General features: G+C 68.6%; 11 protein-coding genes. 6 read left to right on the plus strand and 5 right to left on the minus strand.

What is annotated here, in order from left to right:
- On the plus strand, nt 1-867 hold an 867-nt coding region (locus ACWDNU_RS28540; RefSeq protein ID WP_449671165.1), incomplete at its 5' end, for a lipoyl synthase.
- 16 nt (nt 868-883) lie between these two features.
- Nucleotides 884-2,257, plus strand: coding sequence for an L-serine ammonia-lyase (locus ACWDNU_RS28545; protein ID WP_449671166.1), 1,374 nt, complete (start codon nt 884-886; stop codon nt 2,255-2,257).
- A gap of 210 nt (nt 2,258-2,467) precedes the next feature.
- Here ACWDNU_RS28545 and ACWDNU_RS28550 read toward each other — a convergent pair whose 3' ends face one another.
- Complete coding sequence (locus ACWDNU_RS28550) at nt 2,468-3,055, minus strand: ArsR/SmtB family transcription factor (RefSeq protein WP_449671167.1); 588 nt, start codon at nt 3,053-3,055, stop codon at nt 2,468-2,470.
- Nucleotides 3,056-3,128: 73 nt separating this feature from the next.
- Here ACWDNU_RS28550 and ACWDNU_RS28555 point away from each other — a divergent pair, with 73 nt between their 5' ends.
- On the plus strand, nt 3,129-3,851 hold the full coding sequence (locus ACWDNU_RS28555; RefSeq protein WP_370939555.1) for a FadR/GntR family transcriptional regulator: 723 nt from the start codon (nt 3,129-3,131) through the stop codon (nt 3,849-3,851).
- Nucleotides 3,852-3,903: 52 nt separating this feature from the next.
- Nucleotides 3,904-5,727 carry a transglycosylase domain-containing protein gene (locus tag ACWDNU_RS28560; RefSeq protein WP_449671168.1) on the plus strand — a complete coding sequence of 608 codons (1,824 nt, stop codon included), beginning with the start codon at nt 3,904-3,906 and terminating at the stop codon, nt 5,725-5,727.
- 1 nt (nt 5,728) lies between these two features.
- Here ACWDNU_RS28560 and ACWDNU_RS28565 read toward each other — a convergent pair whose 3' ends face one another.
- Entirely contained in the window at nt 5,729-6,538 is an 810-nt protein-coding gene (locus tag ACWDNU_RS28565) for an ABC transporter ATP-binding protein (RefSeq protein ID WP_116206493.1), read from the minus strand.
- A gap of 116 nt (nt 6,539-6,654) precedes the next feature.
- Here ACWDNU_RS28565 and ACWDNU_RS28570 point away from each other — a divergent pair, with 116 nt between their 5' ends.
- Nucleotides 6,655-7,983, plus strand: a complete 1,329-nt coding sequence (locus tag ACWDNU_RS28570; RefSeq protein ID WP_449671169.1) for an aminotransferase-like domain-containing protein — start codon at nt 6,655-6,657, stop codon at nt 7,981-7,983.
- A gap of 53 nt (nt 7,984-8,036) precedes the next feature.
- Here ACWDNU_RS28570 and ACWDNU_RS28575 read toward each other — a convergent pair whose 3' ends face one another.
- Nucleotides 8,037-9,998, minus strand: a complete 1,962-nt coding sequence (locus ACWDNU_RS28575) for an SDR family oxidoreductase (protein ID WP_449671170.1) — start codon at nt 9,996-9,998, stop codon at nt 8,037-8,039.
- Nucleotides 9,999-10,062: 64 nt separating this feature from the next.
- On the minus strand, nt 10,063-10,299 hold the full coding sequence (locus ACWDNU_RS28580) for a hypothetical protein (RefSeq protein ID WP_037810157.1): 237 nt from the start codon (nt 10,297-10,299) through the stop codon (nt 10,063-10,065).
- Between the two features lie 183 nt (nt 10,300-10,482).
- Between ACWDNU_RS28580 and ACWDNU_RS28585 the strand changes: the two genes are divergently transcribed.
- On the plus strand, nt 10,483-11,727 hold the full coding sequence (locus tag ACWDNU_RS28585) for an NAD(P)/FAD-dependent oxidoreductase (RefSeq protein WP_449671171.1): 1,245 nt from the start codon (nt 10,483-10,485) through the stop codon (nt 11,725-11,727).
- Here the strand turns inward: ACWDNU_RS28585 and ACWDNU_RS28590 are convergent.
- On the minus strand, nt 11,681-12,877 hold the full coding sequence (locus tag ACWDNU_RS28590; protein WP_449671187.1) for a Bcr/CflA family multidrug efflux MFS transporter: 1,197 nt from the start codon (nt 12,875-12,877) through the stop codon (nt 11,681-11,683). The two genes, ACWDNU_RS28585 and ACWDNU_RS28590, sit on opposite strands and share 47 nt — an antisense overlap.
- Nucleotides 12,878-12,912 lie beyond the last annotated feature (35 nt).

Raw genomic sequence — 12,912 nt, forward strand, 5'->3', positions numbered from 1 at the left:
AAGCGCGAGGGTCTGCACACGGTTTGCGAAGAAGCTGGTTGTCCCAACATCTACGAATGCTGGGAAGACCGCGAAGCCACCTTCCTGATCGGTGGCGACCAGTGCACGCGGCGCTGCGACTTCTGCCAGATCGATACGGGGAAGCCTGCTGCGCTGGACCGTACCGAGCCGCGGAAGGTCGCGGAGTCGGTGCAGGCCATGGGTTTGCGGTATTCGACGATCACCGGTGTCGCCCGTGATGACCTGGCTGACGGCGGTGCGTGGCTGTACGCGGAGACCGTGCGTCAGATCCACGCGTTGAACCCCGGCACCGGTGTTGAGTTGTTGATCCCGGACTTCAATGCGGAGCCGGATCAGTTGGCGGAGGTGTTCGGGTCGCGGCCGGAGGTGTTGGCGCACAACGTGGAGACTGTGCCGCGGATCTTCAAGCGGATCCGTCCCGGGTTCCGGTACGCGCGGTCGCTGGATGTCATCACGCAGGCTCGTGCGGCGGGTTTGGTGACGAAGTCGAACCTGATCCTCGGCATGGGCGAAACTCCGGACGAGGTCAGCGTCGCGTTGCAGGACCTTTTCGACGCTGGGTGCGAGATCATCACGATCACCCAGTATCTGCGCCCCTCGCCCCGCCACCACCCGGTCGACCGCTGGGTCAAGCCGGAAGAGTTCGTGGAACACGCGAAAACCGCTGAGGCTATTGGGTTCCCTGGTGTGATGGCGGGGCCGCTGGTGCGGTCGTCGTATCGCGCGGGCCGGCTGTACGCGCAGACCAAGGCCCATCGGGGCGAGGAATTGCCGGAAAACCTCGCTCACCTGACCGCCGAAGGACCGGCGGCGCAAGAAGCCAGCAGCGTGCTGGCGAGGAACTAAGAGAAGGGGCGGATCAATGGCGATCAGCGTCTTCGACCTGTTTTCGATCGGCATCGGGCCGTCGAGTTCGCACACGGTCGGCCCGATGCGGGCGGCCAAGACCTTTGTGGACGGTCTGGTCGAGGACGGTGTGCTCGAGACTGTCGCGCGGGTGCAGGCCGAGTTGTTCGGCTCTCTCGGTGCGACCGGTTTCGGGCATGGCAGCGACAAAGCGGTGCTGCTCGGGCTGTCCGGGGAACTGCCGGAAGCGATCGACACCGACACGGTGCCCGCCAAGGTCGCGGCGATCCGGGAGTCCGGGCGGCTGGCTGTCGGCGGGACGCATCCGGTGGCGTTCGACGAGGACGCCGACCTGACGATGCACCGGCGGAAGTCTCTGCCCGCGCATCCGAACGGGATGGTCTTCCGGGCGTTCGCCGCGGACGGTTCTGTGTTGCGGGAACGGACGTACTACTCGGTCGGCGGCGGGTTCGTCCGGGACGAGTCGTACGAGACCGACACGGTTTTCGTCGAGGATTCCACGCCGGTGCCTTATCCGTTCCGCACTGGGGCGGACTTGCTGAAGCACTGCGCGGACACCGGGCTGCCGGTCAGCGAGATCATGCTGCAGAACGAGCTTTCCTGGCGCAGCCGCGAGGAGGTCCGGGCCGGGCTGCTGGAGATCTGGCAGGTGATGGTCGAGTGCGTGCGGAACGGGTACACGCACGAGGGCGTGCTGCCTGGCGGGTTGAAGGTGCCTCGGCGGGCGAAGTCGTTGCACGACAAGCTGCTCGCTGAAGACGGCGCGGACGATCCGTTGTACGCCATGGACTGGGTGAGTCTGTACGCGCTGGCGGTCAACGAAGAAAACGCCGCGGGCGGCCGTGTGGTCACTGCTCCCACCAACGGTGCGGCGGGGATCATTCCGGCGGTTTTGCACTACTACCAACGGTTTGTGCGCGGGTCTTCGGACGACGGCATCGTCACCTTCCTGCTCACTGCTGGGGCTATCGGGTCGATTCTCAAGCAGACCGGGTCTATCTCGGGCGCCGAGGTCGGTTGCCAGGGCGAGGTCGGGTCGGCTTCGGCGATGGCGGCCGCCGGGTTGACCGAGGTGCTGGGCGGATCGCCTGCTCAAGTCGAGAACGCGGCTGAGATCGGGGTCGAGCATCATCTCGGGCTCACGTGTGACCCGGTGGGCGGGCTGGTGCAGATTCCTTGCATCGAGCGGAATGCTGTCGGTGCGTCCAAGGCGATCCACGCCGCGCGAATGGCGATGCGCGGCGATGGCAGCCATGTGGTGACGCTGGACAAGGCGATCAAGACCATGCGCGAGACCGGCGCGGACATGTCGGTGAAGTACAAGGAGACCGCGCGCGGCGGACTCGCTGTGAACGTCATCGAGTGCTGATTTTCGTTCCGTGAAGGGCTCCTTGCGGGAATCAGATTCCTTCAAGGAGCCCTTCACGGCGTTTCGGCGTCGCCAGCCGCAGGCCCAGTTCCATCAACCACTAGCCGAGTCGTTGCCGGGCGGGTGCTCTCGGCGCGGGCGGGCAGCGGACGGCGGCGGCGCGCAATTCGCCGTGCCGGGCGGCGGCCAGTGCGGTCAGGAACGGGTCCATCAGGATTCCCCCTGGTCTTCGGTCGGGACGGTCGCGTGCGGGAACGCCGCCCACTGCGTGATCACCGTTTCGTCGCCAGGGCGGGCCGGGCGGCGGTAGCGTTCGATCACGGCTTCGATTTCTTCGATCAGCTGCTGGGATTCGTCCGGGGTGAGCGGCATCCGGGTGCTGCTCAGCGTCGAGCTGTCCCGCCATTCGTCCGCCCAGCGCGGCAGTTCCGAGACGAATCGCGCTTGTTCGCGGTAGCGGATGTCCACGTGCTGGTGCAGGAAAGCCATGAGCGGCCCGGCCATCTCCGGGTCGTCGACGAAGTCGGCCGCGCGCATCCGGGTCGAGTCCTGCGCCGCCTTCCACCAGCGTTCGCGCTTCGAGCCGCGGCTGGTGTCTTCCTCGACCAGCCCGGCGTCCGCGAGCTGGCGCAGGTGCCACGACGTGGTGCCGGAGCTTTCGCCGACGCGCTTGCCGAGCCCGGTCGCGGTGGCCGGGCCGTCGACGGTGAGCAGGTCCAGCAGCTCCATCCGCAACGGATGCGCCAGCGCACGCAGGGTGCGGGCGTCGATCTGGCGGGCGCGGCGTTCGTCGGGCATGCTCCCCACTCTAGACCGCAGAGAAACCTTTGCAAAGAGTTCTCTGCAATCGGGACAGCATAGAATCGGACAGGTGGAGTCGACCTCGGTGGTGAGCGCGAACGCGGCACTGTTCCGGCCGGTGCGGGTCGGGAATGCCTTCGAGGAGACCGTCGAGCGGCTGTTGCAGGCGATCCGGCTCGGGGTCGTCGGCGCGGGGGACCGGTTGCCCTCCGAGCGCGAGCTGGCGGAACGGCTCGGCGTGAGCCGGGTGACCTTGCGCGAGGCGATTCGCGCGCTGTCCGACGCGGGGTACGTCGAATCGCGGCGCGGGCGGTACGGCGGCACGTTCGTGAACGCGAAACTGCCGGATCCCGCTGAGCGAGCAGCCGGCGAGGTGGACGTGGCCGGGCTGGAAGACGCGCTGTGCCTGCGGCATGTGCTGGAGACCGGCGCGGCGGAGGCGGCCGCGGCGCGCACGTTGAGCCCGGCGGACCGGCAGCATCTCACCGGCACGCTCGCGGAGGCGTCGGCGGCGGATCTCGCGGATTACCGCCGCAAAGATTCGCGGCTGCATCTGGCGATCGCGGAGGTCACCGCGTCCGCGTCGCTGACCAGCACGGTCGCGGACGCGCGGACGCGGGTCAACCAGCTGCTCGACCGGATTCCGCTGCTCGAACCGAATCTGGAGCATTCGAACGCGCAGCACGAGGCGATCGTCGACGCGATCCTCGCCGGTGATCCGGTGGCCGCGCGGCAGGCGATGGCTGAGCACATCGAGGGCACCGCGTCGTTGCTGCGCGCGTTCCTCTCGTGATCAATTCACGGACCCGGCAGAACCTTGTCACTGGTTCAGTCGTCCTTCATTCGTGGAGTCAGCCCCGGAGAGTGACCAATCCGCTGGTGTCCGTCGCCAGTGGCGCCGCATCCGCAAGGGTGCCTACTACCTGACCGGCTTCGCGGTCGGCGTGCCGCTGATCGCGTTCTGGATCGCCTACCTGCTGCTGGACGTCCGCAGCCCGCAGGACGTCCTCGCCTCGCTCGGCAAAACCGTCACGCTGAAGTACTCCGACGGCAGCGAACTGCTGCGCATCGTGCCCCCGGGCGGCGACCGGCGGTTCGTGCCGTTCGACCAGATCCCGCAGAAGCTGCGCGACGCCATCGTCGCCACTGAAGATCCGACGTTCTGGGCCAACTCCGGCTTCGACCCGACCGGGATCGGCCGCGCGTTCCTGACCGGCGTCGGCGGCGGATCCGGGATCACCCAGCAGTACATCAAGAAATCGACCGGCGACGAGGATTCGACGCTGTCGCGGAAAATGCAGGAACTCGTGCTCGCCACGAAGATCACCCAGCAGCAGAGCAAGGAACAGATCTTCGAGAGCTACGCCAACATCATTTCCTTCGGCCGCGGCACTTTCGGCCCGGCGGCGGCGATGAACGCGTTCTTCGGCCGTCCGCTCGACAACAGCATCACCTGGAGCGAGGCCGCTTTCCTGGCCGGGATGATCCAGTCGCCGTCGGTGCACGATCCGGCGGTATCCGGCGATGAGCACGCGGCGAAACGCTGGCGATACGTCCGCGACAAGCTGGTCGAACGCGGTTACTTGAAGAATGCCGACGGCATGGCCTATCCGGGTGCGGAGATCAAGCCGCCCGCGGAAACGCGCGTGAGCCTGAATTACGACCAGTACCACCTCAAGCAGCGAGTGCTTGCCGAACTGGAGACGGCCGGGTTCTCGATTTCCCGGTTGCAGCAAGGAAATCTGACCGTCCAAACTACCCTCGACCCAGGGTTGCAGAACGCCGCGCACACCGCGCTGAGCGACCGGTTGAAGGGCGAACCAGCAGAGTTCCGTGGCGCGTTGGTGGCGGTTGATCCGACGAATGGCGCGGTGCGCGCGTACGACGGCGGCAACAACGGCGTCCGGGATTATGCGGCAACCGGGCATGCGCTCGGCTCCGCGTTCTACCCGTTCACCGCGGCGGCCGGGTTGAAGAACGGGATGTCGCTGGAGGAGAAAGTGGCTGCTCCCCGGGAAATCCAGTATCTCGGCGAGAAGTTCGAGTATCCGCCGAAGTGCCCACAGCCCTGCACCTTGCGCAGCGCCTTGACTTCAGGTGCGGACACGCCGTTCATCACGGTCTCCAAGAAGATCGGCGTCGACGAGGTGAGTGCGGCGGCGCGTTCGGCGGGGATTCCCGACGAAGTGGACGGCACTCCGACCATGCGCGAACAGGACGGCGTCACGATCGGCTCGGGCATCGTCGTCGGCCGGTACCCGATGCGGCCGCTCGACGTGGCCGGCGCGTACGCGACCTACGCCGCCAACGGGATGCGCGCGGCGGTGCACCTCGTGGACAAGGTGCTCGACCAATCGGGGAAAGTCGTGTGGCAGCACGAAAACGAGCCGGTTTCCGCAGTCCCGGCGGAGGTGGCGCAGGACGTGACTTCAGCGTTGCGGACGACGCTGCCGGACGGTCGCGCGGCGGCCCTGCGCACTGGCGAGTTCGAGCGCGGCAATTCGCGCGACAACCAGGACGCCTGGGCGGTCGGCTACACGCCGCAGCTGGCAACAGCGGTGTGGCTCGGATCCGACGACGACCGGCGGCTGATCGACGCAGGCGGGAAGAAGGTGACCGGTTCGTCGGTCCCGGCGGATGTATGGCGGTCGTTCATGGCCCGCCGCTAGCTCACGCGGCCCGGCGGCTGACCTTCGGAATCACCATCGGGCTCCCACTCTCCGGGCACTCCATCACCCGGCACGGCAGCTCGAAGATCCGCTCGACGTTCTCCGCCGTCACGACCTCCTCCGGCGTCCCGGTCGCCAGCACCTTGCCGTCGCGCATCGCGATCAGGTGCGTCGCGTACCGGGCCGCGTGGTTGAGGTCGTGCAGCACCGCGACCAGCGTGCGGCCCTGCTCGCTGTGCAGCGTCGCGCAGAGGTCGAGGATGTCGAGCTGGTGCGCGATGTCCAGGTACGTCGTCGGCTCGTCGAGCAGCAGCAAGTCGGTCTGCTGGGCCAGCGCCATCGCCATCCAGACGCGCTGGCGCTGCCCGCCGGACAGCTCGTCGACCATCCGCTCGGCGAGGTCGTCGACGCCGGTCGCGCGCATCGAATCGGCGACCACCGTCGCGTCGTCACGGGACCATTGGCGCAGCAGTTTCTGGTGCGGGTACCGGCCGCGCGCGACGAGGTCGGCCACGGTGATCCCGTCCGGCGCGATGGAACTCTGCGGCAGCAGGCCGAGCCGGCGCGCGACCTCCTTCGCGCCGTAGCTGGTGATCACCTCGCCGTCGAGGTAGACCGAGCCCGCGCGGGGCTTGAGCATGCGGGCGAGCGCGCGCAGCAGCGTCGTCTTGCCGCAGGCGTTGGGACCGACGATGACCGTGAACGACTTGTCCGGGATGACCACGCCGAGCCGTTCGGCGACCGTGCGGCCGTCGTAGGCCAGGGTCAGGTCCTCGGCGTGCAGTCGGGTGTCTTCGCTCGTCAGTGCCACAGAGGTAAGGCTAACCTAGTGACCCCCGTTCGGGGAGTTCCGTGGGTCGCATTAGCGATGAGTGACCGGCCGGTGCCATGATGCGTCCGGGAGAATCCCGGCAGAGCGAGGGTGGGATGGACGACTACCGCGTCGTCGCGGACGAACTCGCCGCCGACATCGAAGCCGGCCGGCTGCGCCCCGGTGACCGGCTGCCGCCGCAGCGCCGGTTCGCGCGCGACCGCGGCATCGCCGGCTCCACCGCGGCCCGCGTGTACGGCGAACTCGTCCGGCGCGGCCTGGCGATCGGCGAGGTCGGCCGGGGCACTTTCGTGCGCGCCGCGAAGCCAGGACCGGAACCGGCGCTGTCCGAACCCGGCGACGCGCGCGTAGACCTCGAACTCAATTTCGCTGTGCTGCCAAGCCAATCGGCCAAGCTCGCGCAAGCACTCGAACCCGTGCTGCGCGCGGACGTCTTCACCGACGCCCTGCATCCGCTCGGCGCGGCCGGCACCAAAGCGGTCCGCGAAGCAGCCGTCACGATGCTCGCGCGCGGCACCTGGCAGCCGGATCCGGACCAGGTGCTGGTCGCGGGCAACGGACGGCAAGGCATCGCGGCCGCGCTCGCCGCGTTCGTGCCGACCGGCGAGCGGCTTGCGGTCGAATCCCTGACGTACCCGGTGGTCAAAGCCGCCGCGACCCGGCTCGGCATCGAACTGGTGCCGATCGAAACCGATGCGCACGGCCTGGTCCCGGCCGCGCTCGCGGCGAGCGCTCCGGTGCGGGCGCTGTACGTCCAGCCGACCCTGCACAACCCGCTCGGCACCACGATGCCGCCGCAGCGCCGCGCCGAACTGGCCGCGACCGTCCGCGGGCTGGATCTGCCGGTGATCGAGGACGGCATCTACACCTTCCTCCGCCCGGACACCGAACCGCTCGCCGCGCTCATGCCGGAGCGGACGGTTTTCGTCGACAGTCTGTCGAAACGCGTCGCGCCCGGCCTCACCGCCGGATTCCTCGTGGTCCCGCCGGCCTGGGTCACGCGACTGTCGAGCGCGATCCGCTCCGGCGGCTGGGCGGCGTCGCGTTTCTCGGTGGAAGCGGCGCGACGGTGGATCACCGGCGGCGTGCTGGCGGAGGTCGAAGCGGCGAAGCGCGCGGACGCCGGGGCACGGGCGAGGATCGTCGCCGACCGGCTCGCGGGCTTCCAGGTGTACGGCGACGCCTCGGCTTACCACCGGTGGTGGGTACTGCCGGACCAGTGGCGAGCCGAGACTTTCGTGGCGGCTGCGGCTCGCCGGGGGATCGCGTTGTCCCCGGCGGCGGCGTTTTCGGTGGTGCCGGGACACGCCCCGAACGCGGTGCGGATCGCCGTGTCCGCGCCTGCGGAGGAGACGTTGGGGAGTGCGTTGGAGGTGTTGGCCGGGTTGGCTAGAGGCGTGCCGGAGGACGCGTTGGTGGAGTAGGGAGTCGTGAGTGTTTATCCCGGTTCTAACCGCGATAGACACTCACGACGCCGCTAAGCCTTCCGTCGCCAGAGCAGCCGCGTGAGCGTCCCCGCCACCGCTGCCGGAGCAGGCTGTCGTGGCCGTTTCTTGGCCTCTGGCGCGGATTCCGGCATCACCCGGTACACGAGATGCGCCGCGAACCGCGCGAGGTCCGGCGTTGCCAGGGAGGCCAGTTCCGCGGCCCGGCCCTCGGGCAGGCTCAGGATCTGCGGCCGCCGCTCGATCGCCTTCACCACCAGTGCCGCCGCGCGTTCCGGGGAGCTCGCGGGCAGCCCGCGGTACGACCCGGTCGGCGCGATCATGTCCGTGCGCACCAACGGCATCCGGACCGAGGAGAACGTGACGCCGTCGGACAGCGTCTCGCGACCGGCGGTCAGGCTGAACTCCTCGAGCGCCGCTTTTGAGGCCAGGTAAGCGGAAAACCGCGGCGTGTCGGTCTGCAGACCCTGCGTCGTGACGTTCACGACGTGGCCGAACCGGCGTACGGTCATCGACGGCAGCAGTCCGAGGATCAGCCGCACCGGGCCGAAGTAGTTGATGGCCATGGTGCGTTCGTAGTCGTGGAACCGTTCCGTCGACAGCTGCACTGAGCGTCGGATGGACCGTCCGGCGTTGTTCACCAGGACGTCGACCGCACCGTGATCGGCGAGGACGGCCTTCACGAGACCGTCGACCGCGTCGCCGTCCGTGAGGTCGCACGGGTACGTCGCTGCTTCGCCGCCAGCCGCCGTGATCTCGCTACGCACGTCTTCAAGTTCTTCAACGCGCCGCGCGACGAGAAGCACCTTCGCGCCGCGACGCGCGACAGCGAGCGCTGAAGCACGGCCGATGCCGGACGAAGCACCGGTAATGAGAACAACGCGTCCTTCGAGCCCCGGACGGCGAGCGTGGTCCGGGTCGAGATGCGCGCGCCAGTAGCGGTACAGCGGTTCCGCGTAGTCGCGAAGCTCGGCAAGGTGGACGCCGCTGCCGTACAGCTCCGAAGTGGTGCGCGCGGTGTCGAACTCCACCTCCATGTTCAGGTGGGGGAGTACTTCGAGCGGAATTCCGAGCTCGGTCAGCACTGCTGCGCGCGTCGCACGTCCAGTCGGCAGGCGATCCACAGCGGTCGCGAGGCGGGACGCTGTGCTGCGAAGCAGACCAGACGGCACTGTCGTGCGTACGCGCGGCGCTCCGGCGACGCGGGCGAAGGCGTTGTAGACCTCGTGCAGCTTCTGGGGGCGCGGCGAAGCGAGGTGATACGTACTGCCTGAAGGCGCTTCGCGGTGCATGAGGTTTTCCATCGCGGCGACGACGTAGTCGACCGGGACGAGGTTGGTAGCCCCGAAGTCGGGCGCGACGAGCGGCAGTTGCTTCGGCAGCGCAGCGAGCCGAGAGATGGCGGGCAGGAAGTAGTACGGACCGTCGATCTTGTCCATCTCGCCGGTGCGCGAGTCGCCGACGACCGCCGAGGGCCGGTAGACGCGGAACGGCACGTCGGACTGTTCGCGGACCAGCTTCTCGGCCTCGAACTTCGTTGCGTGGTACGGAGAACTGAAGGACTGCCCGAGGTCGAAGTCGCTTTCGGTGAACCGGCCGGAGTGATCGCCAGCGACCGCGATGGACGAAACGTGGTGCAGCAGTCCTGCTCCGGCGGCCGCGGCGAAGGCGAGCAGGTTGCGGGTGCCTTCGACGTTCGCGGCCCGGTTCGCCGCGTCGTCGGCGGTGAAGTCGTAGATCGCGCCGAGGTGGACGACGTGGTCGACCCCGTCGTAGCCGGCCGGGTCGAGGCCGAGCAGCGGTTCGGTGAGATCGCCGACGGCGGGGACCAGTCGGTCGGCGTTCGGCCAGTCCCGCGCGATCCCGGCGAGGCGGTCGCGCGAGGTGTTGCGGACGAGCACGTGGACGGCGGTCGTGTCCCGCCGCGCGAGCAACCGGGCGACCAGGCGCTTCCCGAGGAAGCCCGTCGCGCCCGTGACGAAGTAGGTGGTCATGGCCGGCACCTTTCGGGGTCTGCGGGTGCCGACTCTACCTACTCATGAGTAGGAACGGTAGTTGTCAGTCGGTTCCGGTGCGTCGCGCCGACGTCGCGGTGGCCACCACGGCGTCGCGAAGGGCCGCGCGCAGCCGTCCGACCTCCAGCGGCCCCAGCACCGCCGCTTCTCCCGGCGGCGCGACCAGGACGACTTTGTCGTCACTGCTCACGAACACCGTCACGTCCCGGCGCCTGCCCGCCAGGTCCCGGCAGCCGACCGTCCACTCGTTCCGTACCGCACTGTCGTCCCGCGCTGTCACGACCCTCGCCCTCCGATCACGTAGCACCCGTGTCCTTCGTGCGGGGGTGTGACCGGGCGCTCCGGGGCGTCTTACGCCGGTTCACCCGAATTGCCTACTGGCCGGTTTTCCACGGGGTGTGACCGGCCGGATACCGGAGTAGCGTCGGCCACCGCACGCCGCGGGCACGCCTCAGGAGGACGGATGTCGGAACCTCGGAAGATCGTCGTCGTCGGATCCGGACTGGCCGGCGCCACTGCGGCCGCGACAGTCCGAGAACGCGGTTTCGACGGCGACGTCCTGCTGATCGGAGCCGACACGCACCGGCCGTACGAGCTGCCGCCGTTGTCGAAGGCCGTGCTGCTCGGCAACGCCGAGGAACCGGACTGGGTGCGCGACGAGGGCTATTGGGACGAGCACGACATCCGGCTGCTCTCTGGCACTACAGCGACCCGAGTCGAACTGGGTGCACGCCTGGTCCTTGATGACGCCGGTGACGAACACCGCTACGACCGCCTTGTCTTAGCGACCGGCTCGCGCCCGCGGACGCTGAAGGTGCCCGGCGGCGACCTGCCCGGCCTCTACACGCTTCGCACTCTCGACGACGCACTGCGGCTGCGCGAGGCCTTCGAAGCGGCGAAGCGAGTACTGATCGTCGGCGCGGGCTGGATCGGCACTGAAGCAGCCGCTGCCGCGCGTACGCACGGCGCCGAGGTGACTGTGGTCGCTCCGGAGAAGCTGCCGCTCGCCAACGTCCTCGGCGACGAGGTGGCCGGAGCGTTCTATCGCCTGCACGAAGAACACGGTGTGCAGTGGCGTCTCGGTGAAGGCGTCGCAGCGATCACTGGCGACACAGCAGCGACCGGCGTCCGACTGTCGAGCGGCGAAGAGCTGTACGCCGACGTTGTCCTTATCGCGGTCGGCGCGGCCCCTCGCGTCGAGTTGGCACATGCCGCCGGTCTGGAGCTGGCGGACGACGGCGGCGTCGACGTCGATGCCGGTCTGCGTACAGCGGCACCTGACGTCTACGCGATCGGCGACATCGCTTCGGAGTTCCATCCGCGCTACGGCCGCCGCGTACGCGTCGAGCACTGGGCGACAGCGCGTACGCAGGGCGAGCACGTCGCGGCCAACCTCTTTGGTGCGAACGAGCCGTACTTGAACAGCCCGTACTTCTTCTCCGACCAATACGACCCGGACCGCGGCGGCCCGGCGATTGGCTGCGAGTACCGCGGCCTGCCCGTCTTGGATCGGGACCGCGTTGTGGTGCGCGGCGACCTCGCGGCTTACGACTTCACGGCGTTCTGGGTGACGCCGGACAACGAGGTCTCGGCCGCGATGAACGTCAACCAGTGGGACGACGGGGACGCGCTGCAGAAGCTGGTCGACGAACGCATCGCGGTCACCGACGACCAGCTCCGGAGCGGGAACCTCGCCGATTTGGGCTGACCGTCAGCGTCGCGAACGACAGCAAGGCGAGCACCCCGAACCCGGCCATCGTGGCGGTCATCGGAACCGCCGTGCCCGATCCGCCGAGCCCGACCAGCGGCGTCGCGATCCCGCCGACCGCGAACTGCAGCACGCCCAGCAGCGCGGACGCCGATCCCGCCGTGCGCGCGTGCCCGGCGAGGGCGAGCGAACTGGCGTTCGGGCTGATGATTCCGATGCAGGAAACCATGAGCAGCAACGGAATCAGCAACGCTGGCAACGGGAGTCTCATTGTTGCCGCGGTTAGCGTTGCGAGGCCGGAAATCGTCGACACAGTCAGCCCCGCGCGCAGCAGCGTCCGCTCGGGAAACCGCCCGACGAGCCACCCATTGAGCTGCCCGGCGAGCACGATGCCGACCCCGTTGAGCCCGAACACGACGCTGTATTCCTGCGGACTCAGGCGGTAAACGTCCTGCAGCGCGAACGACGAACCCGAGATGTACGCGAACAATGCGGCGAAGTTCAGCCCCGCGGTGAGCGCGTAGCCGAGAAACGTGCGATCCGTGAGCAGCCGCCCGTACGTGCGAAGCACCCCGCCCAGCCGCGCCGGATGCCGACGCTCGACCGGCAGCGGCTCCGGCAACGCGAACGCGACCGCGGCGAGCAGCAGCGCGCCGAACCCGGTGAGGACGACGAACACGCCGCGCCAGGACGTGAACGTGAGCAACTGCCCGCCGAGCACCGGAGCCAGGATCGGCGCGAGACCGTTGACGAGCAGGAGCAGCGAGAAGAACTTCGTCATCGCCGTGCCGGTGTAGAGATCGCGAACGGCCGCGCGGGCGATCACGATTCCCGCTGCCGCGCCGAGCGCCTGAACACTCCGTGCCGCGATCAGCAATTCCACGCCCGGACTAGCCGCAGCCGCGACCGACCCGGCGATGTACAGCCCGAGCCCGACCAGCAACGGCCGCCGCCGCCCGAAGGAATCCGACAACGGCCCGGCGATGATCTGCCCGACCGCCAGCCCGACGACGAACGCGGTGAGCGTCAGCTGGACGGTGGTGTCGGAGGCCTGGAAGTCGCCCGCCATCCGGGGGAGGGCGGGGAGGTACATGTCGATGGAGAGGGGCCCGAAGGCGGAAAGGCCGCCGAGGATGAGGAGACGTCGGATCTTGCCTTGACCGGAGTGCTCGGGGAGGGTGGCGG

Source organism: Amycolatopsis sp. NPDC003676, from assembly GCF_053587275.1.